The following is a 26,575-nucleotide window of genomic DNA, read 5'->3' on the forward strand; positions in this document are numbered from 1 at the left end:
CGTTGATTCCAACGGTTCTTCATAGATAAAAAGAACCTCAACTTACTTCTTTCTGAACAAACTGACTATTATATAAATCAGCATAGAATCCATTTTGTGCCATCAATTCGTCATGTGTACCGGTCTCAATAACATCTCCATGATCCATTACAATAATATTGTCAGCATCACGAATAGTGGACAGACGGTGAGCAACTACGAAACTGGTTCTGCCCTTCAACAATTTTCTCATTGCTTTTTGAATCAATACTTCTGTTCTCGTATCTACACTTGAAGTGGCTTCATCTAGAATCAATATGTCTGGGTCAGCCAAGAAAGCACGTGCAATCGTAATCAACTGTCTTTGGCCTGAAGAGATGTTGCTCGCTTCTTCATTAAGAATCGTCTCGTATCCATGTGGCAGTTTGCGTACAAAGTCATCCACGTGAGCTGCTATAGCTGAATTGTAAACACGTTCATCATCTTGGCCATATTCAGCACTCCCGTAACGAATATTATCAAGAATCGTTCCATTAAATAACCATGTGTCTTGTAGAACCATAGCAAAATGAGAACGAACGTCTTCTCTTGAATAGTCTCGGATATCGACTCCATCAATTTTGATACTGCCGCTACTTACATCATAAAATCGTTCTAAAAGATTGATCAATGTAGATTTACCGGCACCAGTAGGCCCTACAATCGCGACCATTTGCCCTTCTGTAACGTTTAAATTAAAATCTTTCATTAGTAAAGGTGCATCTTCTCCACCGTAACCAAATTGGACATGATCAAATTGAACTTTATAAGGCGAATTTACAATAGGTTCAATTGCAGATGGTTCATCAGTCATTTCTGGTTCATCCAACACTTCAAAAACACGTTCAGCTGAAGCAATCGTTGCTTGAATCATATTAATCAAATTAGCCATTTCTCGAATTGGCTGATTGAATTGATTGGAATATTGCAACATGGCTTGTACATTTCCTAACGTCACTGTACCATTAGCAACAAAAATTCCACCTACAACTGCAACAACTAGATACCCTAAGTTACGGATAAAAGCCATTAAGGGCATGATGAGACCAGACAAAAACTGAGCTTTTCGTGAAGCTTGATAAAGTTGATCATTTTTTTCTTCAAAAGTTAAAATTTCTGTTTCTTCGTGATTATAAGTTTTTACTACAATATGCCCAGCATACGTTTCTTCAACTTGATTATTTAAAATACCTAAACGTTTTTGTTGAGCTGCAAATGATTTTTGTGAGCGTGGAGCAATCAATACAATGACTACCGCGCTTATCGGAACAGTAATCATGGTGACTAATGTCAAGGTACTGTTAATGGTCAGCATCATGTATAAGACAGCAAAAAATGTCACCACACTATTTACAAATTGAGTCAGTGTTTGCTGTAAAGTATTGGCAATTTGATCCATATCATTTACTGCACGAGACATAATATCTCCGTTTGAATGCGTATCGTAGTAATTCATAGGAACCCGATTCATCTTATCTTTTAAATCTTTTCGTAAGTCATATACGGTTCGTTGCGCTACACGAGTCATCGTAAATTGCTGGAAGTATCTGAAAATGGCAGATAGAACATAAAAAACAGCAACCGTTGCTAATATACCCGCAATCAAGTCAAAATCGATTGGCAAGACATCAACAGGTTGTCCAGCTTGCTGTAATTTCGTGCCTTCTACTACACCTTTAAAGATTTCTGTAGTTGCTTCTCCTAGAATTTTTGGCGTCTGCGTCTGTAATACGATTGCTATAATCGCTAAAATAAATACAGTAATGATAGCAATTAACCGAGTAGACATGTATCCTAACAATCTTTTCAATGTTCCCCAAAAGTTTTTCGGCTTAATTTTGCGAAGAGGTTCAGTAGAAACAGTACTATTCTTACTCATTACATCTCCTCCTCTTTCATTTGCGACCTCATGATCTCTTGGTAGGTTTCATTTGTATGTTTCAATTCTTCATGTGTTCCTTTACCAACCATTTTTCCCGCTTCTAAAACAATGATAGTGTCTGCTTCTATCACGGAACTAATGCGTTGAGCAATGATGACCACCACTGAATTTCTCGTTTCAGGAATCAAGGCTTTTCTTAAAGCAACATCGGTTTTGAAATCAAGTGCAGAGAAAGAATCATCAAAAATTAAAATATCGGCCTTTGTTACTAAGGCTCTAGCAATGTTTAATCGTTGCTTTTGTCCACCAGAGAAGTTCCCTCCACCCTGTTCCACTACCGCCTCTAACCTCTTCGGCAATGCCGAAACAAAATCATCTGCTTGAGCAATTTTTAATGCATGCCAGATTTCTTCATCGGTTGCAGTTGGTTTTCCATACTTTAGATTTTCGCGAATCGTGCCTGTAAATAATAATGCTTTTTGAGGGGCATAACCTGTAAAACTGCGCAGATCTGTTTGTTTCATCTCACGGATGTCTACACCGTTGATCTTGATACTTCCTGATTCAACATCGTAAAAGCGAGTAATTAAATTTGCAATAGTCGATTTTCCAGAACCCGTTCCTCCAATAATTGCGATCACTTCACCTTTTTTTCCTTCAAAATCAATGCCTTCCAGTGCTAATTTTTCTGCTCCTGAATACCGGTACGAAACGTTATCAAAGGATAACGAACCGACATTTTCTTTTTGGATCTTGAGTGGTTTCTCCGGATCTTTTATGATAGTTTCCATAGCTAAAACTTCATTGATACGTGCTGCGGAAACTTGACCACGAGGAATAAATACAAATACCATTGCTAACATCATGACACTCATTAAGATTTGCATAGCATAGGTCATGAAGGTAACTAAATTTCCAACTTCCATACCTCCAACACTAATATACTGTCCACCAAACCAAATGATCGATATATTGGTGGCGCTGATAATCAGTGTCATAATTGGCAGCATAAAGCTCAGAATCGTTTGGGCTTTGATAGAAGTATCTGCATAGTCTTTATTGGCTTCATCAAAGCGTCTTGTTTCAGAATCATTTCGATTAAATGCACGAATCACACGAATACCCGTTAGTCCTTCACGAAAAACCAAATTAAGGCGATCCGTTTTCTTTTGCAGTGATTTGAAATAGGGAACAGCAAAATACATAATGATTCCAATAAAAATAGCCAATACTGGAATCACATAAATAAAAATTTCTGCTAGTTTCGGCTCGCGATTGTAAGCTAGTATTCCTGCTCCAATTAGCATGATTGGAGACATAATCATCATTCTTAACATCATCATAGTGACTAATTGAATTTGCTCAACATCATTCGTTGTTCTGGTAAGCAAAGAAGACGTCCCTAGCTTATCTATTTCATCATTTGAAAAATAAGTAACTTTTCGGTAAATCTCACTACGTAATTTTTTGCCTAATTGTTGCGATTGCTGTGCAGCAAAATAAACATTTGCAATTGCTGCTAAGATACTAAGGAAAGAAAAGCCCAGCATCTTTACTCCTACAGAAATAATGTAGTCTACATTTCCTGTGGCTACTCCATTATCAATAATATCTGCTGTTAAGGTTGGAAGATACAAATCACCAATAACTTGAATGATCATGAAGATGACAGCACCCAAAACAGCCCAATAATTTAGTTTCCTTATTAATTTGAGCATTTGTTGTCCTCCTTTTGTCATTACTTTTATACTGGATTCAATTTAATAGGCCTTATTTTATAAAATGGTTCTTTTGTAACCGTTTATCAATTATATGTGACCACCTATTTTTTTTCAAATTTCTGATACCTTTATTACTAACACAAGTTATATTAACTAGTTTTGTTTCTTGCTGTTTAAGAGTAACTTTAGTAAAATTGCTACAGAGGCCATTAAGAAAAGGCTCTCAAAAAAATCGAAAGAAGGATTTTATTTATGACAAAATTATTAGTGGTTCGTGCTCACCCATTAGACGAAGAAACCTCTCGTTCAATGCAAGTTACAAATGCTTTCGTAAAATCATATATTGAAAGCCACTCAGAAGACACTATTGAAGATATTAATTTATATGATCTAGCTGTTCCAGACATCGACCGTGACTTATTACAAGCTTGGTCAGAACTTGGCAGCGGCATAGCATTTGATGAATTATCTGAAGTTAAACAACAAAAAATCACCTTGTTTAATGGTTATACGGATGGCTTTTTGAACGCTGACAAAGTTGTTATCGCAAATCCTTTATGGAATTTAAATGTACCTGCTCGTTTAAAGGCTTGGGTGGATACAATCACTGTTGGTGGAAAAACGTTTAAATACAATGAAAAAGGCGAAGCCGTAGGGCTAGCTGGCGATAAAAAAGTCTTACATATTCAAGCAAATGGCGGCGTTTATGGCGGAAAAGATCCAGCCAACCAATATTTGAAAACGATTCTGAATTATATCGGCATTACTGATTTCCAAGAATTATTTGTTGAAGGTATGGATTATGCTCCTGATAAAGCAGCAGATATTGTAGCTGAAGGAATTGAAAAGGCAACTGCATTAGGTAAAACATTTTAGTTAGTTGGATTAATCTAAAAATAGACTGGAAATCAGCTGTAGCAGCTTATTTCCAGTCTATTTTTACTTATATATATTTATTAAAACTAGTCTTTTTTTGATTTTTTCTTTACTGCTACAACTGGTAGTGGGGCCGGATTTTCATCATTGTCATATAAACCAGTGTAGTCTTTATACCATCTAAAGAAATGAACAACGATAACTTTTAAAACGGCATATCCAGGAATACCTAGAATTACACCAGGAACACCAAAAATTTTCCCAGCGGATAATAAGACGATGATAATCGTAAGGGGATGAACTTCTAAGTTATTCCCTAAAATTTGCGGTTGGATCACTCTTCCTTCAATTGTCTGTTCAATAGCAAATACGATCAATACCTTAATCAACATACTTGGTGAGTCTACCAAAGCAATCACAATAGCTGGAACAGTCGCTAAAAATGAACCTAGATAAGGAATCAAATTTAAGAATCCAGCCAGTACGCCTAAGGTTATAGCATACTCCAATCCAATAACAGCAAATCCTATCCAAAACATTAAACCAACAAAAAATGCTACCATTAATTGGCCACGTATATACTGACTAATTTGCATATTGATTTCGGATAACAATTGATACGTACTAACTCTCATTTTTGAAGGAATGATTTTCATCACGTGATAAGGAAGATTTTTTCCATCTTTCAGTAAGTAAAACAAGATAAAAGGCATTGTGATAATTGCAATGACGATATTTGTCACTGCACCTACTACGCTTCCAATACTGGCAAAAGTTGAATTTACAACCCCATCTGCTTGTTCAGAGACATTGGACATTATATTTGTATTGAAATCAGATAATCTTGTTTGAAATTCAGACAACACATCACTTCTTAACCAACTATCTATTTGAGAAACAATATTATCCCAATAAACTGGCCAATTTCCAATAATACTAATAGTCTGTTCCTGAATGATTGGAATCAACGTTGTAATTCCCCAAACAATTAAAGCTCCTATAACAATAAATATCCAAGTTATACCTAACAAACGAGGAATTTTTTTTCGTTCCATCCAATCTACCAAAGGGTTAACTAAGTAATATAATACTCCTGCTAAAATAACCGGTAACCCAATAATACTCAAAAAATCTCTAATTGGTGAAAACACATACTCAACTTTTGGAAACACTAATAGATTTAAAAAAACCAAAAGGGAAATCAATAAAATTGAAACGACTTTATTATTTAAAAACCATCTCCAAAACCACGTTGCTTTCTCACTGGTTTTGCTTTTTATTTTTTCTTCGCCCATATCTTCACCTCTCTCATCCGTCCCTATACACTTATAAAACTAATGGTTGTAACTTATTTTAGTCCCTACAGATACTTCAGGCAATTCATGTGGCGATAAATAAATGCCGCTTTCAATTCGATCATCTTCTGGAACTTCTGAAAACGAAAGGGTAATGTGTCCAATAGTATTCAAATTTTCATTTGCTAAACTTCCGACTGTTTCAATGGTATACACTTGTTCATCAAAAGAAATCGTGTCCCCTGATTGTAATTTTACTGTTTCTTTATCTTTTTCAAAAGACTGAATAATCGCTACAGTACGAATTTCCTCTGTAGCTTGCTCTCCAAATAAAATTATCATTGGATCTTTTTTGCTAATAGCATTTTCTCCGATTGCAGTTATTGTTCCAGTTAACATATTATCCATTCCTTTCTCATTTTCAAATTCTTCTATTCTTATTTTATTTTACCATATTCTCTCTTCTAAAGGTTACTAAATGGTAACTGCCCAATAAACAAAAAATTACTCATTCCGTTAAAAATGCTTATAGTGATTGCTACCTGTTGGCGAGACTGGTATGATAAATTAAACTAGACTATCCAATAATGGAGGTGGATTTTATGAATTCTACTACTAATGAACAACATTTAAAAATAGAACAAGCTGAAAAAATAATTAAAGAGCTTCGTCATCCATCATTTAGTATCACAAAACAAGATGATGACTTAGTTACCACTATCACTCTAACAAAAGATATTTCAACGGAATTCAAAGAATTTTTCATATTACATAGAGAAACCGGAAAAAAATATTCTTTTAAAGCAGATAATACTAATGGATTATCTACTTTCTCCGTTGATATACGCTCTTTTATCAAAAAACATGTTCCCGAGGATCCAAAAGAACACTTTGAATTTTATTTTACTGTTCGTTATATAATAGACGGTCATGAAATCGAAAAAGATGAACCTTTATCTCTGAACCGTTTTACTCATTATGAATCCTATGGGTTGACGGAAGTACAAGATAGCGGTCATCATCTTTATCCTTATTTTAGTCGTAAAACGCAAGGATTTTGTTTTACCATCAATATTCCAGTACGCAGTGTACGCTATATTCAAGATTCAAAAATAGATACGGTTCAATTGAAAAAAGACACACTAGCACTAACAGGTACAATTGTAACAAAAGCGATGCCTATTAATCGTGTCGATACTGTGATGGTGGGAAGAAAATTCGGCCATCGCCAAGTCATCCATTCGGATCATCAGCTTACGGACTCAACAGACGGAACACATCTCCATTATTATGATTATCAAATTAATATAGATTTAGAAGAGTGTGCGCGCGATTTTTTTATCAGCAATACAAATGACGAAGATTTTGATTTATACTTCGAATTGTACTTAAATGGATTTTTTGATCCAACTATTATTCGTGTCTCTAATCCCAGCGATGCAAATGCTAAGAAAAATTACACTAGTTTTTCTTATTCTTATGGAAAAAACACTAAGTTTTTAGCTCCTAATTTTACTGGACAATCAAATAACTTTATTCTTTCTGTGACAAATTTTGAAAATGAAACTGTCGAATATATGAAAGAACTCCTCCCCTTTGCGCCTGTTTTACGCCCTTTTTATAGTAATCGGGGTATTTGGATTATCGGTGAAACTCCTATGGAAGCTAAAAATAATGGTTGGGCTTTTTATCGTTACATGAGACAACACCATCCAGAAAAAGAAGTTTATTATGTCATTGACAAAACTTCGCCTGATTACGCTAAAGCTGCAGATTTAGGAGAAGATCACCTCTTAATTTATAAATCGAAAAAATACATTTGGACGTTATTAATGGCACAATTACTAATCACAACTGAAGAACCTTATGCTATCTTGCCCACACGTAATCCTTTGTGGTTAGATGAATTGAGCGCTAAGAAAGTTGTTTTGCAGAAAAATGTCCTTGGATTGCAAGATAGTAAAGCTAGTTTAGAATACAGTGCTAAGCGATTCAAAGCAGATTTATTTTTTGTCAGTTCAAAAACGGAGAAACGACTAGCGATTGAAACCTTAAACTTTCCTGAAGATAAACTTTCTATCACTGGCTTACCTCGTTTTGATGAGCTACTAAAGGATGAGTCTCTTTCAGCAAATAAACGTCAGCTGCTTATTTTTCCGATGAATCACGATTCTGGTTTGTACTACCAATCAGATGTCATTGAACATATGGCCTTATCGTTTATTTCACTATTAAAAAATCCTACATTTTTAGACTTTGTTCAGCAGTACCAACTAGAGGTTGTAACAGCTCTTCCTACTTCAATGCTTCATTATGTAGCAGCCTTTACTGACTGTAATTGTACTGTGTTGCTTCAAAGTCAAGAAGACATCCAACAGTTGATTAAAGAAAGCAGTCTTTTGATCACGGATGCAGATCCTATTGCTTTTGATTTTAGTTTCCTACTAAAACCAGTTTTATTTTATCAACCAGATATTAAAACATTGGCTTCTGAAGTGCCGTTTAATTCAACCCATACTTATTTAAATGAGCTACCGGGTGAAATTACAACTTCTGAAGAAAGTTTGATTCATTTGCTGGAACAAATCGGTATGAATCAATTTCAAGTTTCTCGTAAAAACCAACAAAAAGCAGATGCATTGCTTTACTATCATGATACTCAATCAAACCAGCGAATTTATGAAGCGATTATAGATCTTCTTCATTAATAGAATGATTCCAATCATTGCAAAAAGACACTTTTTTTTCTAAAAAGTGTCTTTTTGCTTTAAATCTTTAATCAGCAAGTGCTATACTTGAAATTGAAACCTGTTACATAAAACCAAGGAGGCTTTATCAATGAAAGAAACCATTTATTTAGGAACCTATACTAAAGGAAACAGTGAAGGCATTTATGAAATCATCTTAAACACTCAGACAAAACAATTAGAAGAAGCAAAACTTTTAGCCAAAGTAGGCAATCCTACTTATTTAGCTTTATCAAATGGAAAAGACATTATTTATTCTGTTAGTAAAACGGCTACTGGTGGCGGGCTTGCTGCATTTAAGAAAAAACCAGCAACCTCTTATGAAAATACAGCTACTTTTTTTGAAAAAACAAGCGAATTAATTGAAGAAAATGCTGCTCCACCGTGTTACGTCGCTTACGATGCCGATCGCTCATTAGTTTATACAACCAGCTATCATGATGGCTTTGTTTCTGTTTACAAAACAGATAATAAAGGCGGTTTAACTTTAACAGATGTTAAACAACATGAAGGATCCAGCGTTCATGAAAACCAAGAAAAAGCTCATGCACATTACTTGAATCTTACACCAGATCGTAATTATGTCGTAGCTTGTGATTTAGGGACAGACAAAGTTTACACTTACAAAGTTTCTGAAGATGGAAAATTAGATTTAGCATCTACGTATACGGCTAAGCCTGGTACAGGTCCTCGTCACTTAGTTTTTCATCCAAATGGTAAATTTGCTTACCTTGTCGGAGAGTTAACGAGCGAAATTGTTGTATTAGCTTACAATGCTGCTGATGGTTCATTTGAAACTCTACAAACGGTTTCTTCTATTCCAGACACACATACTACTTTCAATAGTGGATCAGCTGTGCGCGTTACTGAAGACGGTCGTTTCTTGTATTCTTCTAATCGTGGCCATAATTCAATTGCGGTATATGCAATTAATGAAACGGGAGATTCTATTGAGCGTATTCAGTTGATTCCGTCTGAAGGAGATACTCCTCGTGATTTCGCACTAGACCCTTCTGAGCAATTTGTCGTCGTTGGCCATCAAAATTCTGATAAATTGACTTTATTTGAAAGAGATGCAGAAACTGGTCTACTGTCTCTGCTTCAAAAAGATGTTTATGCTCCAGAATGTGTTTGTGTCGCATTTGAATAACACCAAATAAAAACTAATCTGAACCTGCTTATAGGTTCAGATTAGTTTTTTGCTTTTATCTCAGTATAATTTATCTCTAATTGAACTTATTTATTGTAAGTATTTTTGCGATATGTTATAGTTACGTTATAGATTCATTTCAATGATCCATTTTTTGACGAGAGGAGATTTTATTCCGTGATTAAAGGCATCCATCATATCTCAGCTTTCACTAAATCAGCTAGGGAGAACCATTTTTTCTATACCTCTGTTCTTGGATTGCGTTTTGTGAAAAATACAGTCAATCAAGAAAATACAGCTGTACGCCATTTATTTTATGGAGATTATCAAGGAAACCCTGGTACTCTACTAACTTTTTTTGAATTAAAGAATGTTGGCAGTGCTTATCCTGAAAATAATTATTTCTCCACAGTTGCTTTAAAAATTCCTAAAGGCACGTTATCTTATTGGGAATCTCGTTTAACGCATTATTCAATTGAAACTACATTAGATCAGAACGAATCCTCTCTATTCTTTAAAGATCCTGATCACTTTGAACTCTCCCTAATAGAAGTTGATGACGTGATCCTATCTGAAAATGCGACTAAACATTCAGATATTCCACCCACAAATCAAATCATAGGGATTTTTGAAAGTTTCCTTAAAGTTGAGCGTCCTGAAGAAACACTTTCCTTTTTAACCGATTATTTAGGTCTATCTTTATCGAATCAAAGTCATCGCGTTCAAATTGATCAGCAAGAAATTTTCACATCTGTTGCTCCTAGCGGAAAGACAACTTCCTCTCGAATGGGCAGAGGATCAATTGATCATATTGCTTATACCGTTCATTCATCTAAAGAGCTAGAAGAGATGTATCAAAAAGCAATACGAATGGGACTACCGATTGATCACTATGTTGAACGCGGCTATTTTAAAAGCTTATATGTAAAAGAACCAAACAGTCTACGAATTGAATTAGCCATTGAAACTCCTGGCTTTATACTTGATGAACCAATTGATACATTAGGAACAATACTAGCACTACCTGCTTTCTTAGAAAATAAACGAGCTGCAATTGAAGCTCAACTGGAGGATTTTTAATATGACTGGACTAAAAGGGATTCACCACGTAACAGCTATTACAAGCAGCGCGGAAAAAATTTATGACTTCTTTACGAACGTTTTAGGTGTCCGCTTAGTAAAAAAAACAGTGAACCAAGATGACATTCAAACGTATCACCTTTTCTTTTCAGATGATAAAGGCAGCGCAGGTACAGATATGACATTTTTTGATTTCCCTGGTATTCCTAAAGGATCAAAAGGAACCAATGATATCTCAAAGACTTCTTTACGCGTGCCAAGTGATGCTGCTTTATACTATTGGGTCAAACGATTTGATAAATATAATGTAGCTCATAAAGAAATCTCAGAACAATTTGGAGTCAAAGTGTTGGCTTTTCATGATTTTGATGATCAACACTATCAATTGATCTCAGATGAAAACAATGTAGGTATAGCCTCTGGTATTCCATGGCATAAAGGCCCAGTTCCAGATGAATTTGCCATTACTGGTTTAGGTCCTATCTTTTTACGTGTGAAAAATTTTGACTTTATGAAAGAAATTTTGGAAAAAGTCTTGCTGTTTAAAGAAGTAGCTAAAGAAGGCAATTATCACCAATTTGAAGTTGGCGAAGGCGGAAATGGCGCGCAAGTGATCGTTGAATACAGCGCTCTGCTTCCTGATGCACGACAAGGTTATGGAAATGTGCATCACGTTGCATTTCGTGTAGAAGATCGTGCTGTTTTAGAAGAATGGATTCAACGAATAAACCAATTTGGGTTGCCAACTTCTGGTTATGTCGATCGTTTTTATTTTGAATCTCTTTATGCCCGTGTATCTCCAGGTATTTTGTTTGAATTTGCAACAGATGGTCCCGGTTTTATCGACGATGAAGAACATTACGAAATATTGGGTGAAACCTTAGCCTTACCACCAAAATTCAGGAATCAACGTGCTGAGATAGAAAAATTGGTTCGGCCGATAGATACCGTTCGCAGTACAAAAATAGTTAAAAAAGAATATTTAGATTAAAATCTATTTTTATAGTTAAAATTAACCCTTAGGAAGTGACTAATTATGTTTCACTATACAGCAGAACAATTAAACAAAAAACAGCAGTACAAATTTGTTAGCGGAAGTGTGATTCCACGCCCAATCGCTTGGGTTACAACATTATCAAAGGATGGTTCAGTGGTAAATGCTGCTCCTTTCAGCTTTTTCAGTGCAGCATCCAATGAATTACCTTTATTAACCGTTGCTATCTTAAGAAAAGATGGCGTTAGTAAAGATACCGCTCGCAATATTCTTGATCGAAAAGAAGCGGTTGTACACATTGTTGATCAAACTGTCGTTGAAGATATGAATCAAACATCTGCCCCACTCTCACCAGACGAAAGTGAGTTGGACCAAACAAACTTAACGTTGATCGATAGTCTAAGCGTACAAGTTCCTTCTATCGTAGAAGCTAAAATTCGTTTTGAAGGTGTCTTACATCAATACGTACCGATTAAAGATGAGCACGACAATATTGTAACGGACTTCTTTTTTATTCGAGTAACAGATTTCTTTTTTGATGAGACAGTCTTTGATCAAGAAAAAGAATATATTTTAACGGATAAATTAAATCCCGTTGCACGGCTTGCCGGTAACCAATACGCTACACTAAATGAAGAATTCACTATTGTACGTCCAACATAAACTAAAAAAGAGTCGCTCAACAAGAAAAACATTCTTGAGCGACTCTTTCTTTTTGGATTATTATTGTTTTATTGGACGATTGCATTCATGCAAATACAATAAGACTGTAACTATTAAAATAAATAGATTTATAATTAATGTAATGGTTTTGATTTCTAGTGGTAAAATGCCTACATTAGCTATCACCCCGAAAAATACAGTGATCATCATGCCGCCTAACATTCCTATTAAGCTCATCATACTCTGTTTAACAAGTTGTGTCTCATCCTGCCAGTCATAATAAGCCATTCGATTTCCAATAAAAATGCCTGCTACTGCTGTAAATAGTAAAAAGCTAAGTGGTGTAACGATTACCAAAATTGTTTCAATGAAGCTCATTTTTAAAGAGATACTAAACAACAGTGAACAGATAATCGATGTTGGAATAGTAAACGTCAGATTGGTTAATAAATAACTGTCATACAGGGTCTTTGGAGAAACTGGCAATGATTTGATCAACCAGACATTTTTCCCTTCTAATGCAAGTGAGATAGTAGCCGTATTCGTCATAGAAACCATAGCCGCAATGACATAACCAGCAACATTTTTTAAGATTGGAAAGTACTCAGCTAAATCAAGACTCTGTAGTATTTTTTCTGGCCCAATAATGAATGTACTAATGGCCAATAGAATTGCCATTACACAACCAACCAATAAATTTGTGGCAGCTACTGTTGACTTTAAGATTCGCATCAGCGTCTTTTTATACAATGCCAAAAGCATTCCCCTCTGACGCAACACCCCAATTTTATAATTCCCCTTGCTATTATGTGAAGTCAGTGCTGTGTTGATTTTTTTGTATTTTATAGACAATAGCTGTAAAAAGAGGAAGTACAAACCAATAGAAACAACCGCAAAGATCAGAAAAGAAAGGGATTTCCCATCCACTACTGCTTCCTTGAACAATTTTGTGGGTAGGTATAATTGGTTCAATCGATCCGAAACAAAAGGAGCTAAGTTTGAAATTGCATCAGTATTTATGTTTCCTGTTTGTGAATCAATGAGTTCTCCAAACCCGAAATTCGTTGTTGAAGCAGCCATAAGAAAAATCAAGAATACGACTACTAATCCGATAGAAAGGACTGTAGCTATTGCATTTGTGTATCTGAATTTAGATGAAATTGCTGTAATCACTGTTCCAAAAATAGCCGCAATAATAGTAGGAATCAGACTGACTAAAAAGATGCTGAGAAACCAAATAAGATAAGTTATAAAATCAGGCTGTTCAAACAATAAATAAGTTATTCCCATTGGAAACATAACGAGAAAAGCAATAAAAGTATTCCAAATATACATATTCAAAAAACGGCTGCTAATAATTGTCTTTACAGCTATTGGCAAAGACATTATTAGATCATAATCACTAAAATTAAAGAATTCTCCATTTGATTTAAATAATGAAAAAGTTAAAGTGAGCAAGCTGCTGATAAAGATAGCAATACTAGGAATTAGGTCTGTCATTCCTAAATAAATATAACCGTACGCCACCCCACCACTATAAGAAATAATCATAAGTAAAACAATGCCAATAGCTACGGCTACTGTAATTTTACTATTTCTTTTACGTTTATCCTTTTCATAACGAAAAACATTCAGACCAAGTTGCTCTATTAATCTATTTTTAGCAAGAAGCCAACTTAAATTTTTCCGCTTTATTTTCACGTCTTTAGTATTCATACCTTAAAGTGCTCTCCTCTTTTTTTATTATTCTTGATTCAAAATGTCTATAAAGATTTCCTCTAAAGAACTTCCCTTTTTCTCCTTTAACATGTCTTCCATCGTTCCTGAAAAAACAAGTTTCCCATGATTAATCATCGCAACTTTATTGCAAAGTTTTTCTGCAGTATCCAGTACATGTGTTGAAAAGAAGACGGAACTTCCCTGTGCACACAGTTCGTGCATGATTTCTTTTAGTACAACAGCAGCTTTAGGATCTAGACCAACAAAAGGTTCATCTAATACAAGTAGCTTTGGCTTATGAATCACAGCCGAAATAATAGCAAGCTTTTGCTTCATGCCATGTGAGTAGGAAGAAATTAGATCTCCCAGATTTCCAGTGATTTCAAATAAATCTGCATATTTTTTCACGTTTTCTTCTCGAATAGCTGTAGGAATTTTAAAGATATCTGCTATAAAACTCAGATACTGAATACCCGTCATATGTTCATATAAATCTGGATTGTCTGGTATATAGGCAATAACTTGCTTGCATAAAAGCGGTTCTGTTTTCATTGAATGACCATCAATGAAAATTTCTCCTTCTTCATAATCAAGGATACCCACTATCGATTTGATTGTGGTACTTTTCCCAGCTCCATTATGACCTATGAAACTAAAAATATCCCCTTCCTCTACTTTAAGGCTGATATCATCTACTGCCTTTTTTTCACCTTTATAGGTTTTACTGAAATGATTTATTGTTAACATTTCATACTTCCTCTCTGATTTAAATGCTTCGCTGATGCTTTAAATTTTTATAGTACCTTCTCTTTTTATTCTGTAGTATGTAATATTAATCTTTCATTCGTTTCCTATAGATAATCATAATCCTTTTTGTTCTACTTTACAGCAATTTTTATAAGCAAATAAACTCACCCAACTGTTTCCAAAAAAACTAGCGAATAGTTTTATTCGCATTAGTTTATTTAATGACACAAATACACCCCGAAAACTAGAATTCACTCTAGCTTTCGAGGTGTAGATTGCATCAAATTTGATTTCAAAAAACTTATTACAGTTCTTTTTATGCTTTAGCTGTAAGTGTTCCAATTTCTGCTGAAGCAGATGCTTGTCCTTTTCCACTTAAAGTGAAATCAGCTACTTTATCCATGTTTGTAAAGACAACAACCATTGCGCTATCTTTTCCAGCAGCTTCAAGAGCAACTAAGTCAACTGTAGAAACTAATGTTTCAGGTGTTACTTGGTCTCCTTCAACTACTGAATTAGTAAACGGTCCACCATTTAATTCAACAGTATCTAGACCCATGTGTAAAAGTACTTCTACTCCATTTGGAAGTTCAATTCCAATGGCATGCTTAGTTGGAAATACACTGACAATTTTCCCAGTTACTGGAGAATAAATTTTTCCGTCTGTTGGGATAACTGCAAATCCGTCACCCATCATTTTTTGTGAAAAAACTGGATCTGCTACATCTTCAATAGCTACAACTGTACCATTTGCAGGTGCAAATAATTTTGCTGCTGCATTGTTTTCCTTTTTAGTATCTTTTTTCAAAAAATCGAACATTCCCATTTCAATTCCTACTTTCTTTATTTTATAGTCTGCTTCTTATCATCGAAACAATAAGAAGTTTGCACCTTATGATACCATAAAAGATACCTTGAAGAGAACAAAAATGGCTGTTAATGAACTATTTAATGCATTTTTATTCATTTCTTTTGAAAATCTAAATAAATTGTCTCAATTTCTAGCTCTTCGCTATTAGAGCCTACCATTAAATCAAACTCTCCAGCTTCAACGGATACAGATAAATCTTGATGCACATATTCAAAGTCTTGTTCTTGCAAATGAAATAAAACTTTAACTGATTGATCTGGTTCTAAAAATACTTTTTTAAATCTTTTTAATTCTTTAACTGGACGAACGACTTCGCCTACTTTATCTCTAACATATAGCTGAACGATTTCAGTACCTGACAGGTTCCCATTATTTGTAATGGTAACTTCTATAGTGACCTCGTCCTTAGATTCAGCTACAGTAACCTGCATTGGACTATACTTAAATTGCGTATAACTTAATCCAAAACCAAAAGGAAAAAGTGGACTGTTCTCTACATCCAGATATCTTGAAAGATACTTATCTTCTTGATTATACGGTGTCAACGGGCGTCCAGTGCTGTCTTGATTGTAATAAAGAGGAACTTGCCCAACTGCTCTTGGAAAAGACATCGTTAATTTGCCACTCGGATTTTTCAGTCCAAATAGAAGATTCGCGACTGCAGATCCAGCTTCTGTACCTGGAAACCAGGCTTCTATCATGCTGTCCACATCTTGAATAATATCCGTCAAATCTAAAGGTCTGCCATTGAATAGAATCAAACTAATGGGCTTAGCAATCGTGCGAAGCTTCTTGATTAATTGAATCTGTTCTGCTGGTAATTTAAGATTGCTTCGGCTAGCTCCTTCTCCACTCATATAGGAAGATTCTCCACCTACAATTATCACCACATCAACAGTTTCAACGTCTGTTAGCCAGTCATTTTGATTTTCATTTTTCAAGGTAGAATAAGTTTTCAGCATTATCGATTCTTTTGAAACGTGTTGCAACAATCCTTCATAGACAGACACGCTTTCCTTTTGCTGTCCTTTCCAAGACCATGCACCTAGAACATCTCTGGATTGTTCTTCTGGAACAAATAATGCAATTTTTTGTTGGTTGTTTAAAGGTAAAACTTGTTTCTCATTTTTCAATAATACCATTGATTCCTCAGCTATTTTCCTAGCTTTTTCTCGATGCTCTAAACTAAATACGATTGTTTTTTCTTCTTTACTATTTGCACCGCGATAAGGATCTTCAAATAGACCCAACTCATTTTTTAACGTTAATATTCGCCATACTGCTTCATCAAGAAGAGCTTCAGAAATTTCCCCTTCCTCTATCAGATCATGTAAATAATTCAAGTATCCGCCTGTCATCATCTCGATATCTACACCTGCTTTTATTGCTAACTCAGCAGCTTGCTTTAAATTAGCTGCAACTCCATGTGGAATCATTTCGCCAACTGAAGCCCAATCTGATATCAGAACACCTTGAAAGCCAAATTCTTTTCGTAGAATATCCCGCATCAAAGGTTTATTGGCAGTAGCTGGAACACCATCAAGTGAATTAAATGCCGTCATAACTAGTTTACTGCCTTCATCGATTCCTGCTTGATAAGCGGGCAGGTACATTTCTCTTAACGTTCGTTCGGACAATTCAACGGTATTGTATTCACGGCCAGCTACGGGCGCACCATATCCAGCAAAGTGTTTGATACAAGCTGCTACACTCAGTTTATTATTCACTAAATCTTTCCCTTGGTAGCCTCTGACAAAAGCACGTGCATATAGTTGATTCAGATAAGAATCTTCTCCAGTAGATTCTATGACTCTTCCCCAGCGAGCATCACGAACTAAGTCGACCATGGGCGCAAAGGTAACATGTAATCCTGAAACAGCTGCTTCCTTTGCGGATAGAATAGCACTTTCTTCAGCCAAATCAGGATCCCATGTGCTAGCTATACCTAAAGGAATTGGAAAAATTGTACGATATCCATGAATGACATCCGCCATAAACAATAGCGGTATTCCTAGACGACTTTTTGCTAAATGTTCCTTTTGGATGTCTATTAATGTTTGAGCACCAGATATGCCAAGTACTGAACCAATTGTAGTCATCTTCTCTGGAGATAAATTCATTTCATGCATGGGACCAGTGTTTTCACTATCTTCTTCTTTATAAAATTCGCCTGCTAATTGAACCATTTGACCAACTTTTTCTTCTCTTGTCATTTTACTTAGCAAATGATGAAGGTGATTCGAGTCCATAGAAATCCTCCTTATTAATTTTTTTATCTGCAAGGAATAGTTTCGTCAAAATCGAGTAACCACATTAAATAAATCGTTTTCACAACATCACTGTATCATCATTTTTTTTCTTTCTCAAACGATACCTGTTTAAAAATATGCTATAGTTAAAATAAATCTTAGAGAAAGGACGATCAATACATGAAAAAAATTAATAAAGGGCTTTTTCTTTCCATTGCAATTGCACTTATTGCTACGCTATTGGGAAATGTATTTCCGATTATTGGCAGTGCTGTATTTGCTATTCTAATAGGTTTATTAGTGAACAACACAATCGGTACTCCTGCTGACTTTCAGCCGGGTATCAAATTTTCTTCAAAAAAAATCTTACAAGCTTCGATTGTCTTATTAGGTTTTAGTTTATCTATTCAAGATATCCAATCAACAGGACTTTCATCTCTAAGCGTTACGCTTATTACGATTGCTGTAGCTTTTATCAGTGCTTTTTTAATAGGAAAATGGTTACATATTCCGATGAACACGACAACTTTAATAGGAGTAGGAACGGCCATCTGTGGAGGTTCAGCAATTGCCGCTGTTTCACCCATCATTGACGCAAAAGATGAAGAGGTAGCTTTATCCATCTCGACCATCTTCTTATTTAATATTGTAGCCGTCTTTCTGTTTCCTTTTATAGGGCATTTGATGAATTTAACGGATAGCGGCTTTGGTTTATGGGCAGGGACAGCTATTAATGACACTTCTTCGGTTGTAGCTGCAGGTTACAGTTATAGTGAATCTGCTGGAGATTATGCTACAATTGTAAAATTGACTAGAGCTACGTTGATCATACCTGTTTCATTACTAATTGCTGGCATCCAACTTTATAAGAAGCGTCGTAATGCTGAGAAAGTCTCGTTAAAGCAAATATTCCCATGGTTTATCTTATGGTTCCTAGTTGCTTCTGTGATCAGCAGTACAGGCATACTTCCTGAAGTTTTCGTCACTTCTGCCAAATGGCTTTCACGTTTCATGATTGCAATGGCACTAGCTTCAATCGGTTTATCTGCTAATTTTAAAGAGCTCTTAAAGACAGGCGTGAAACCTGTTTTACTTGGTCTGATCACCTGGTTCTTTGTTGCAGCTAGTAGTTTACTTGTCCAGTTCATTCAAGGTCAACTTTAATTTTAGTTAAAGGCTATTGATAGTCTGATTAAAAAATTATTTAATTTTGTCTAAAGACTATAGGATAACGAGCTAATCTTAGGTATACTTATTTTTGTGAGTCTTAATTCACGCTTTGATTTGAAAGGAGAACAACATGATTTTTATTGAATTATTAAAAGCGGCATTTTTAGGAATTGTCGAAGGAGTTACAGAATGGCTACCTATTAGTAGCACAGGTCATATGATTTTGGTAGAACAATTTATTAATTTAGATGCTTCAGCAGGATTTAAAGAAATGTTTTTTGTTGTCATCCAACTAGGTGCCATTCTGGCAGTAGTGTTGATTTTTTTCCATAAGCTAAACCCATTTTCACCCAAGAAAACGGCCGAAGAAAAGAAAGATACGCTTTCTATCTGGTACAAAGTAATCGTTGGGGTGCTTCCGGCAGCCGTATTAGGTTTTCTATTTGATGACTGGTTAAACGAGCATTTATACAATTATTGGACAGTTGCCATTATGCTAATTGTTTACGGAATTTTATTTATTGTTATTGAAAATCGGAATAAAGGAAAAGAAAGTTCGATCACTTCTTTTAAAGATTTGACGTATAAAACGGCTTTTCTTATTGGAATGTTCCAAGTTCTTTCATTGATTCCTGGTACTTCTCGTTCGGGAGCAACCATCCTAGGAGCTATCTTAATCGGTACTTCTCGTTTCGTTGCTACAGAATATTCATTTTTCTTATCGATCCCTATTATGTTTGGCGCAAGTTTCCTTAAACTCTTTAAGTTTGGGTTTGCCTTTACAGGTATGGAAGTAGCGATTCTTTTAACTGGAATGCTGGTTGCATTTGTAGTGTCTATTATCTCGATTAAATTCTTAATGGGCTACATTAAAAACAATGACTTTAAAGCTTTTGGTTGGTACAGAATTGTTTTAGGTGTACTTGTTATTGCTTATTTCCTTTTATTTGGTTAATCACTAGATGGCTCAGGACAAACGTCCTAGTTCAAAACACATTCGTACTTTTGATGTTTTTTTTCATCAGAAGTACGAATGTGTTTTTTTTCAGCATTTTTCAAGCTTTTCTGATCACCATTTGGTACCACTCTTCCATGAAATGGCCTTTGATGGACAACTGGAGCGAAAAATTCGGCTCACTCATCCATGAAACGGTTCTTAACGGAAGAGGGAACTAAAAAAAATGGCTCACTTGTCCATGAAAACTGGTTTCATGGACAAGTGAAGCAAAAAAATCCCATCCTTCCATAGAAGAATGAGATTAACAACTATTGATAGTGTTCCAGAGTTTTTATAAAACTCTTATTTTACAAAAAACGCTTCATATAATGCTTTTACTGCTAGGTCTTCGTGTTTAGCTTGAATACCAAACATGACACTAACTTCCGAAGCTCCTTGGTTGATCATATCGATATTGATATTGTTTTCAGAAAATGCCGTCGCTGCTTTAGACATTGTAAACATTTTTTCGCGCATGCCCTCTCCTACAATCATGATCAATGCAATGTTGCGTTCAACTGTTACGCTATCTGCATCCAACTCTTCTTTCAATTGTACCAATAAAGAGTGTTCTTCTTCTGTAGTCATTTGATCGCTGTGCAAAATAATCGTTAAATTATCAATTCCTGAAGGCATATGTTCATAACTGATCCCTTTTGATTCCAGAATTTCCAAAACTTTACGCCCAAAACCAATTTCGCGGTTCATCAGATACTTATCAATATAGATACTGCTGAAGCCACTTGAACTTGCGATCCCGATGACGCTTTGTTCCGACATTTGACGTTCTTTCATGATTCGTGTACCCGGTGCTGATGGATTATTTGTATTTTTGATTTGAACTGGAATTCCTAATTTAAATGCCGGTTGCAAAGCTTCATCATGTAAAACTGAAAAACCACCATATGAAAGCTCACGCATTTCACGATAAGTTAATTCTTTTATACCAATAGGATTCTCTACTACATTAGGATTAGCAGCAAAAATAGCATCGACATCTGTAAAGTTCTCGTATAGATCTGCTTTTATTCCATTTGCTAATATTGAGCCAGTAATATCTGATCCACCTCTGGAAAAAGTACACACTTTTCCATCTTTAGTGTAGCCAAAAAAACCTGGGAAGATAATGACTTCTTTACTCTCGCGCAATTTATACAATTGTTCGTAACTTTCCGATAAAACTTGAGCATTTCCTGGTTCATTCGTTACGATCAAGCCTGCTTCTTGGGGATCCATATAATGAGCTGGCACACCTTCTTGATTAAAATAAGCCGCTACTAATTTGGCATTATTATTCTCACCACTTGCTTTAAAAGCATCTAAATAATAATCAGGTTCGTCTTTATTGCCGTTAACTAATGAATCTAAATTGGTTTTGATTTCATCAATGATTTCATTTCCCAACCCTAACTCTTCTGCAATACTTTGGTACCGATTTATAATCTTACCCAATACTGCACTATAATCATGTCCGACAAGTGCTTTCATTCCAAATCCAATCAACAGGTCTGTTACCTTTTCATCTTCTGCTGAACGCTTACCAGGAGCCGATACGACAACTATTTTCCGTGCAGAATCTTCTTTTACGATTTGCACTACTTTTTTTAACTGACTTCCTGAAGCTAAAGAGCTTCCACCAAATTTAATCACGTTCATCAAAGTAACATCCTTTATCATTTTTTATTTACTTTCATTTATTACTATACTAGGGAAAGAAGCATATTTCTATATTTTGGACTGTTTTTTATTGATAATCAAGTCTTTCTATTGATTTAAGAAAAAAGTAGCTATATTTCATTTATTCTTGCTCTTTTACTTTTAGTAATCTATTTAACATCAATTTGACATCAAAATAATACTTTAGTCCCTATTTAATTCACATAAATAAGCATATAATAAAGAAGTTGAAATTGACAACATTTTTTATAAACGCACTTATTCTATTACTTATTTATGGGAGAAAAAATATGAAGATAAATAAATACATTAACTATTTTTTTGGATTTTCTGTTGTGGCAGGATTGCTAGGAAATTCTGTTTCAAAGAAAAAAAATACTTTATCTAAAAGTCCATTTATTCAAGATCCATTATCTTCTTTTATTGGAACTTGGAGCAATCAGGAAACAAATGATAAACGGAGGCTTTTAAAAATCACAAAAGATGGCGAGTTTCTTATTAATGGTCATCCTATTGCAGGAAGCATCACGTCTATCTCCCATCAGCAACTTGTTTTCACCGATCATTACGGCTATGAATTAATTGCTAAACGTCAAGCGAATGATACGTTGTCTTTTTATGATGATGCAGATGAGAAAGATTGTTTATTTGTTTTAACAGAGTAAAACCCATCCATGATATCAACCTCATGGGTGGGTTTTACTAGTTCCAGTTGTCTATCTATTAATGAAATTATTTTCTATATCCATTATGTTATAATAGGTATTCAAAACATTCTTCACTGCTCAGAAAGGAGTACTGCTCTTGTTTCAATACCTTTTAATCGGATTGATTGTTTTCTACGTGATGGGTAATTTATTAGCCTTACGTCATTTTAGTGCCTATGATTTTGAGAATCAATTTGTGCGCATTTTTCTTGTGAATGATCGTAGGATCATAAAAAAAATCAAAGAAAAGCCAACTGTACCACTAGTAAAAAAACTTAAGCAAGTCTTTAGCCTCCAGCTTATTGCAAAAATAATCATCTATTCTCTCTTTGTTCATTTTTACCTGGGGGATAATACAGCTGTGAGTGTCTTCATTTTAGCTGCTCTGTTTGTTTGCAACATTCTTTTTGATTTACAAACAAATCGAATAGTTTCTAAAGTGAATCAATCCTAAATACGTAGTTAAATAGAAAGAGCTCTAAACCAAAGATATAGAATCTTTGTTTAGAGCTCTTCTCATTTTTAGTCCTGCTTATTAAAGGATGACTTAAGCTTAGTCAACTTTTAGTGAGCTTCAATATAAGCATCTTTGTAAGTGTATTTAGCTCCAACTTGGTGGTTGTAAATATCCTTAACATATTCTTTTTGTAAAGTTGCTGCAGCTCTTTGGAATAGAGGAGCAACACCTGCTTCTTCTAATAAGATTTTTTCTGCATCAAGCAAGTTTGTCCAACGTGCATCAACATCTGTTGCGTTCTCTCCTTTAGATAAAGCAACTAGTTCGTCAAATTCTGCATTACTATAGCTAGAACGGTTGTATGGACTTTCTGATGTCATTAAATCAATAAAGTTTACTGGATCAGCAAAGTCAGCTCCCCAACCACCTAAAGCAAAATCGTAATCTTGTTTTGTTTGCAATTCTAAACGAGATTTAAAAGGAACGTTTTTCAAGGTCACTTCTACACCAGGCAAATTCGTTTCAATTTGATCTTTCATGTAAGCTCCAACTTTTTTATTTGTTTCATCATCATCGCCAAGTAATTCTAATGTTACAGTATCTGTACCTAGTTCAGACTTAGCTGCTTCCCAATATTCTTTAGCTGCATCAGGATCAAAGGCTAGGTAGTCTCCAGATTCTGCACGGAAGTCATCTCCAGAAGTTGGATTCGCTGCTAACTCAGAAGGAACAAGACCTCCTACTGTTTGAGAACCATTTGCTAAGATTTCGCTAACCAATAGTTCATGATCATAAGCAGTTGCAATTGCTTTACGTAAGTTTTCATTAGCTAATGGTGTTTCTTCTCCATTTTTTTCTTGATTCAATTGAAGATAAGATGTTCTTGCTTCTGTTTCAACAGTATAATCTGCATTATCTTTGTATTGTTTAGCAAACTCACCGGTTAAATTAACTCGATCAATTTGACCAGAATCGTATAAGTTTAGTGCTGTAGACGTTTCTTTAATAACTTCAACATTAATTTCTTCTAAAGTAACATTTTCAGCATCCCAATAATCATCATTCTTTTCGTAAGTCCAATTTAGGTTTGTTCCATCCCAATTGCTAAATGTGAAGGGTCCATTAAAGACCATTGTTTCTGCTGAAGTACCGTATTTGTCTCCTTGTTCTTCTACAAATGCTTGGTTTTGAGGGTAGAATGTTGGGAAAGCCATTAAAGAAATAAAGTATGGTACCGGTGTTTCCATCGTAACTTTTAATTCATAATCGCCAACAGCTTCCACTCCTAAAGTTTCAGGTTCAGCCTCTCCACCAATGATAGCTGTTGCATTTTTGATTCCTTCAAATAAGTAAGAATATGAAGCGGCTGTTTCAGGATCAACAACCCTTTGCCAAGCGTAGACAAAATCCTTAGCTGTTACAGGATCGCCATTTGACCAAGTTGTATCTTCACGTAATTTAAATGTGTATTCTAAACCGTCTTCACTGACTGTTGCTTCTTCTTGAGCTAAAGCTGGAATAGGTTGGCTATCCTTATCAAGGCGATACAATCCTTCGTTGATGTTATTAAAAACGGTAAAACTAACTGTATCTGTAGCTAATGCTGTATCTCCTGTAGGCAATTCCGCAATCTCAACTAAGTTCAGTACTTGTTCTTCTGCTAAATCTCCTTCGCCTGAATTTGATGAAGATGTTTCACTATCTGCTTCATTTCCACAAGCTACCAAAATACCTGCTGTTAATAATAAGGCTCCAGATTTCCACCATTTCTTCTTCTCCATAACTAAATCCCCCGTTTTTAATCTTATTTTAATCTTTTTTTAATTAAATTAGAACTTGATAATAAATATACACATTTCATTTATTATTTGCAAGCTTTTTTTTATCTAAAAAATCAACTTTAATTGACTTTTAAGCTCCGTTACCTTTATGCTTATCATTAGTAAGCATTTTTAAGGAGTGATCAAAGATGAAAATTGCAATTTGGTCGGATTTCGTATGCCCTTTTTGTTATATTGGAAAACGTCATTTAGAAGCCGCAATTAAAGACCGTACAGACATAGAAATCGAATTTCATAGTTATGAACTGGATCCAACTGCACCCGAAAAGGTTGAAGGTACGATGGAAGAGTATTTTGCTGAACATAAAGGAATGAGCGTTGATCAAGCTCAATCAATGTTTAATCAAGTTACTCAAATGGCTAATAATGTTGATTTAGATTACCATTATGAGACTATTCAACATGGTAATACGTTAAAACCACATCGTTTATTTCAATTTGCCAAAGAACAAGGTAAAGGAAATGAATTTATGGAATTAGCTAAAAAAGCTTATTTTATTGAAGGCAAATGGTTAAATGATGATGATTTCTTAGTTCACTTAGCCGAATCAATTGGATTAGAAGAAGCACGTGTTAGAGAAATTCTAACTTCAAATGCTTATTTAGATGCTGTACGTTTAGATCAAGCTCAAGCAGTTGAAATTGGCGTTCAAGGTGTCCCTTTCTTTGTTATCGATGAACAATATGGTGTTAGTGGTGCTCAACCTATTGAAGTATTCGAGCAAGTGTTAGCAGAAATTGATGCAAAATCATAAATAGAATACCAAAAAGGAGCTGAGAATAAAATCTCAACTCCTTTTTTATAATCCTATCTAACTATTATTCTCCAACATAAGACAAAATAGTTCTGTTTAATCCGCTAGAAAGTTAGAATAGGATTATCGAGATAGGAGGAACATCATGTATATTTTACTCAGCTTTTTTTGTGCAGTAGGCTTTGCTTTGATTCATTTTTTCTCTAAATCTATCCGCTTTGCGAATGTCGTGCCAAGAAGTAAATTCTTATCTTTTTCAGCAGGAGTTTCTGTTGCCTATGTATTTGTCCATTTATTGCCAGAATTAAATCATTACCAAGAAGTACTAGTCAATGAACTAAAAAATAGTCCCTGGAGGTACTTAGAGCATCATATTTATGTCATTGCTTTAGCTGGACTAGTCTTGTTTTACTCTTTAGAACGTTTAGTCAAGATTTCTAAAAATAATCCTCGTTTTAAACAACCCGAAGATGCTAGTTCAGGTATCTTTTGGCTTCATATTGGTTCCTTTTTTATTTACAATGCCATTATTGGGTATTTACTCGTACAAGAAGAATTCAACACTGTTCTTGGAATGCTATTTTATTTTATCGCTTTAGGTGTTCATTTTCTAACCAATGACTGGAGTTTACGCAAAGACCATCAGCATATTTATGATCAATATGGTCGAGTACTTTTAACCGTAGCTATTCTTTTGGGATGGCTTATTGGAGCATTAACCGAACTAAATGAGCTGCTTCTCTCTATTTTGCAAGCCTTCATAGCTGGTGGCGTTATCCTCAATGTCATGAAAGAAGAACTTCCTCAAGAACAAGAAAGCAGCATAGGCAGTTTTTTGTTTGGCTCGTTCGGGTACTCTCTTCTGTTAATCTTTCTTTAAGGTTCATTTTGAACGCATAGAAAAACCCTTGAAATCAGAATTTTGATTTCAAGGGTTTTTCTGTATAATTTTTTTATAA

Annotated in this window: 22 protein-coding genes; 12 read left to right on the forward strand and 10 right to left on the reverse strand. The window is 35.0% G+C overall.

The genetic code is table 11. The annotated features are described in order from the left end of the window. Positions 1-37: 37 nt before the first annotated feature. Entirely contained in the window at positions 38-1,897 is a 1,860-nt protein-coding gene (locus ABS916_RS03155; protein WP_350450522.1) for an ABC transporter ATP-binding protein, read from the reverse strand. Further along, entirely contained in the window at positions 1,897-3,618 is a 1,722-nt protein-coding gene (locus ABS916_RS03160; protein WP_350450523.1) for an ABC transporter ATP-binding protein, read from the reverse strand. The genes ABS916_RS03155 and ABS916_RS03160 overlap by 1 nt, the downstream gene beginning before the upstream one ends. 255 nt (positions 3,619-3,873) lie before the next feature. On the opposite strand from ABS916_RS03160, the gene ABS916_RS03165 reads away from it, so the two are divergent. Continuing rightward, positions 3,874-4,497 (forward strand): NAD(P)H-dependent oxidoreductase, encoded by a 624-nt coding sequence (locus tag ABS916_RS03165; protein WP_350450524.1) that lies wholly within the window; start codon positions 3,874-3,876, stop codon positions 4,495-4,497. Positions 4,498-4,583: 86 nt separating this feature from the next. On the opposite strand, the gene ABS916_RS03170 is transcribed toward ABS916_RS03165, so the two are convergent. Both ABS916_RS03170 and ABS916_RS03175 read right to left on the reverse strand, forming a co-directional pair. Further along, positions 4,584-5,792, reverse strand: a complete 1,209-nt coding sequence (locus ABS916_RS03170) for an AI-2E family transporter (protein WP_350450525.1) — start codon at positions 5,790-5,792, stop codon at positions 4,584-4,586. A gap of 39 nt (positions 5,793-5,831) precedes the next feature. Continuing rightward, entirely contained in the window at positions 5,832-6,200 is a 369-nt protein-coding gene (locus ABS916_RS03175) for a PTS glucitol/sorbitol transporter subunit IIA (RefSeq protein ID WP_350450526.1), read from the reverse strand. 194 nt (positions 6,201-6,394) lie between these two features. Here ABS916_RS03175 and ABS916_RS03180 point away from each other — a divergent pair, with 194 nt between their 5' ends. The 5 genes from ABS916_RS03180 (at position 6,395) to ABS916_RS03200 (ending at position 12,426) form a co-directional block, all read left to right on the forward strand. Next, positions 6,395-8,500: a CDP-glycerol glycerophosphotransferase family protein gene (locus ABS916_RS03180; RefSeq protein WP_350450527.1), complete on the forward strand. Its 2,106-nt coding sequence runs from the start codon at positions 6,395-6,397 to the stop codon at positions 8,498-8,500. A 130-nt stretch (positions 8,501-8,630) separates the two neighbouring features. Further along, positions 8,631-9,689 (forward strand): lactonase family protein, encoded by a 1,059-nt coding sequence (locus ABS916_RS03185; RefSeq protein WP_350450528.1) that lies wholly within the window; start codon positions 8,631-8,633, stop codon positions 9,687-9,689. Positions 9,690-9,866: 177 nt separating this feature from the next. After that, complete coding sequence (locus ABS916_RS03190; RefSeq protein WP_350450529.1) at positions 9,867-10,769, forward strand: VOC family protein; 903 nt, start codon at positions 9,867-9,869, stop codon at positions 10,767-10,769. 1 nt (position 10,770) lies between these two features. Beyond that, entirely contained in the window at positions 10,771-11,760 is a 990-nt protein-coding gene (locus tag ABS916_RS03195; RefSeq protein ID WP_350450530.1) for a ring-cleaving dioxygenase, read from the forward strand. A gap of 45 nt (positions 11,761-11,805) precedes the next feature. Next, complete coding sequence (locus ABS916_RS03200; RefSeq protein WP_350450531.1) at positions 11,806-12,426, forward strand: flavin reductase family protein; 621 nt, start codon at positions 11,806-11,808, stop codon at positions 12,424-12,426. 60 nt (positions 12,427-12,486) lie between these two features. Here the strand turns inward: ABS916_RS03200 and ABS916_RS03205 are convergent, their stop codons facing one another. The 4 genes from ABS916_RS03205 to ABS916_RS03220 form a co-directional block, all read right to left on the reverse strand. Beyond that, on the reverse strand, positions 12,487-14,142 hold the full coding sequence (locus tag ABS916_RS03205) for an ABC transporter permease (RefSeq protein ID WP_350450532.1): 1,656 nt from the start codon (positions 14,140-14,142) through the stop codon (positions 12,487-12,489). Positions 14,143-14,169: 27 nt separating this feature from the next. Then, complete coding sequence (locus tag ABS916_RS03210; protein WP_350450533.1) at positions 14,170-14,892, reverse strand: ABC transporter ATP-binding protein; 723 nt, start codon at positions 14,890-14,892, stop codon at positions 14,170-14,172. A gap of 316 nt (positions 14,893-15,208) precedes the next feature. Next, on the reverse strand, positions 15,209-15,718 hold the full coding sequence (locus ABS916_RS03215) for a PTS sugar transporter subunit IIA (protein WP_502880576.1): 510 nt from the start codon (positions 15,716-15,718) through the stop codon (positions 15,209-15,211). 137 nt (positions 15,719-15,855) lie between these two features. Next, positions 15,856-18,012, reverse strand: coding sequence for a glycoside hydrolase family 3 N-terminal domain-containing protein (locus ABS916_RS03220; RefSeq protein WP_350450534.1), 2,157 nt, complete (start codon positions 18,010-18,012; stop codon positions 15,856-15,858). Between the two features lie 180 nt (positions 18,013-18,192). On the opposite strand from ABS916_RS03220, the gene ABS916_RS03225 reads away from it, so the two are divergent. Beyond that, positions 18,193-19,176 carry a YeiH family protein gene (locus ABS916_RS03225; RefSeq protein ID WP_350450535.1) on the forward strand — a complete coding sequence of 328 codons (984 nt, stop codon included), beginning with the start codon at positions 18,193-18,195 and terminating at the stop codon, positions 19,174-19,176. A 136-nt stretch (positions 19,177-19,312) separates the two neighbouring features. Continuing rightward, on the forward strand, positions 19,313-20,137 hold the full coding sequence (locus ABS916_RS03230; RefSeq protein WP_350450536.1) for an undecaprenyl-diphosphate phosphatase: 825 nt from the start codon (positions 19,313-19,315) through the stop codon (positions 20,135-20,137). Positions 20,138-20,482: 345 nt separating this feature from the next. On the opposite strand, the gene ABS916_RS03235 is transcribed toward ABS916_RS03230, so the two are convergent. Beyond that, positions 20,483-21,835: an aspartate kinase gene (locus tag ABS916_RS03235; protein ID WP_350450537.1), complete on the reverse strand. Its 1,353-nt coding sequence runs from the start codon at positions 21,833-21,835 to the stop codon at positions 20,483-20,485. A gap of 311 nt (positions 21,836-22,146) precedes the next feature. On the opposite strand from ABS916_RS03235, the gene ABS916_RS03240 reads away from it, so the two are divergent. Together ABS916_RS03240 and ABS916_RS03245 are read left to right on the forward strand one after the other, a co-directional pair. Further along, entirely contained in the window at positions 22,147-22,521 is a 375-nt protein-coding gene (locus ABS916_RS03240) for a DUF4828 domain-containing protein (RefSeq protein ID WP_350450538.1), read from the forward strand. Positions 22,522-22,660: 139 nt separating this feature from the next. Continuing rightward, entirely contained in the window at positions 22,661-23,017 is a 357-nt protein-coding gene (locus ABS916_RS03245; protein ID WP_350450539.1) for a hypothetical protein, read from the forward strand. Positions 23,018-23,127: 110 nt separating this feature from the next. Here ABS916_RS03245 and ABS916_RS03250 read toward each other — a convergent pair whose 3' ends face one another. Further along, a complete protein-coding gene (locus tag ABS916_RS03250; RefSeq protein ID WP_350450540.1) occupies positions 23,128-24,801 on the reverse strand; it encodes a peptide ABC transporter substrate-binding protein in 1,674 nt (557 codons plus the stop codon). A gap of 188 nt (positions 24,802-24,989) precedes the next feature. Here ABS916_RS03250 and ABS916_RS03255 point away from each other — a divergent pair, with 188 nt between their 5' ends. Both ABS916_RS03255 and ABS916_RS03260 read left to right on the forward strand, forming a co-directional pair. Beyond that, positions 24,990-25,616: a DsbA family oxidoreductase gene (locus ABS916_RS03255; RefSeq protein WP_350450541.1), complete on the forward strand. Its 627-nt coding sequence runs from the start codon at positions 24,990-24,992 to the stop codon at positions 25,614-25,616. Positions 25,617-25,761: 145 nt separating this feature from the next. Beyond that, a complete protein-coding gene (locus tag ABS916_RS03260) occupies positions 25,762-26,496 on the forward strand; it encodes a ZIP family transporter (protein WP_350450542.1) in 735 nt (244 codons plus the stop codon). Positions 26,497-26,575 lie beyond the last annotated feature (79 nt).

It is taken from the genome of Carnobacterium sp., assembly GCF_040274945.1.
Classification (GTDB): domain Bacteria; phylum Bacillota; class Bacilli; order Lactobacillales; family Carnobacteriaceae; genus Carnobacterium_B.

What these genes read in the sequence shown, in the direction of transcription:
- ABS916_RS03155 (WP_350450522.1), bottom strand. Translation starts at nt 1,897, where the DNA reads ATGAGTAAGAATAGTACTGTTTCTACTGAACCTCTTCGCAAAATTAAG.
- ABS916_RS03180 (WP_350450527.1), top strand. Translation starts at nt 6,395, where the DNA reads ATGAATTCTACTACTAATGAACAACATTTAAAAATAGAACAAGCTGAA.
- ABS916_RS03250 (WP_350450540.1), bottom strand. Translation starts at nt 24,801, where the DNA reads ATGGAGAAGAAGAAATGGTGGAAATCTGGAGCCTTATTATTAACAGCA.
- ABS916_RS03210 (WP_350450533.1), bottom strand. Translation starts at nt 14,892, where the DNA reads ATGTTAACAATAAATCATTTCAGTAAAACCTATAAAGGTGAAAAAAAG.
- ABS916_RS03225 (WP_350450535.1), top strand. Translation starts at nt 18,193, where the DNA reads ATGAAAAAAATTAATAAAGGGCTTTTTCTTTCCATTGCAATTGCACTT.
- ABS916_RS03185 (WP_350450528.1), top strand. Translation starts at nt 8,631, where the DNA reads ATGAAAGAAACCATTTATTTAGGAACCTATACTAAAGGAAACAGTGAA.
- ABS916_RS03160 (WP_350450523.1), bottom strand. Translation starts at nt 3,618, where the DNA reads ATGCTCAAATTAATAAGGAAACTAAATTATTGGGCTGTTTTGGGTGCT.
- ABS916_RS03170 (WP_350450525.1), bottom strand. Translation starts at nt 5,792, where the DNA reads ATGGGCGAAGAAAAAATAAAAAGCAAAACCAGTGAGAAAGCAACGTGG.
- ABS916_RS03175 (WP_350450526.1), bottom strand. Translation starts at nt 6,200, where the DNA reads ATGGATAATATGTTAACTGGAACAATAACTGCAATCGGAGAAAATGCT.
- ABS916_RS03240 (WP_350450538.1), top strand. Translation starts at nt 22,147, where the DNA reads ATGAAGATAAATAAATACATTAACTATTTTTTTGGATTTTCTGTTGTG.
- ABS916_RS03165 (WP_350450524.1), top strand. Translation starts at nt 3,874, where the DNA reads ATGACAAAATTATTAGTGGTTCGTGCTCACCCATTAGACGAAGAAACC.
- ABS916_RS03235 (WP_350450537.1), bottom strand. Translation starts at nt 21,835, where the DNA reads ATGAACGTGATTAAATTTGGTGGAAGCTCTTTAGCTTCAGGAAGTCAG.
- ABS916_RS03195 (WP_350450530.1), top strand. Translation starts at nt 10,771, where the DNA reads ATGACTGGACTAAAAGGGATTCACCACGTAACAGCTATTACAAGCAGC.
- ABS916_RS03230 (WP_350450536.1), top strand. Translation starts at nt 19,313, where the DNA reads ATGATTTTTATTGAATTATTAAAAGCGGCATTTTTAGGAATTGTCGAA.
- ABS916_RS03220 (WP_350450534.1), bottom strand. Translation starts at nt 18,012, where the DNA reads ATGGACTCGAATCACCTTCATCATTTGCTAAGTAAAATGACAAGAGAA.
- ABS916_RS03215 (WP_502880576.1), bottom strand. Translation starts at nt 15,718, where the DNA reads ATGGGAATGTTCGATTTTTTGAAAAAAGATACTAAAAAGGAAAACAAT.
- ABS916_RS03255 (WP_350450541.1), top strand. Translation starts at nt 24,990, where the DNA reads ATGAAAATTGCAATTTGGTCGGATTTCGTATGCCCTTTTTGTTATATT.
- ABS916_RS03260 (WP_350450542.1), top strand. Translation starts at nt 25,762, where the DNA reads ATGTATATTTTACTCAGCTTTTTTTGTGCAGTAGGCTTTGCTTTGATT.
- ABS916_RS03200 (WP_350450531.1), top strand. Translation starts at nt 11,806, where the DNA reads ATGTTTCACTATACAGCAGAACAATTAAACAAAAAACAGCAGTACAAA.
- ABS916_RS03205 (WP_350450532.1), bottom strand. Translation starts at nt 14,142, where the DNA reads ATGAATACTAAAGACGTGAAAATAAAGCGGAAAAATTTAAGTTGGCTT.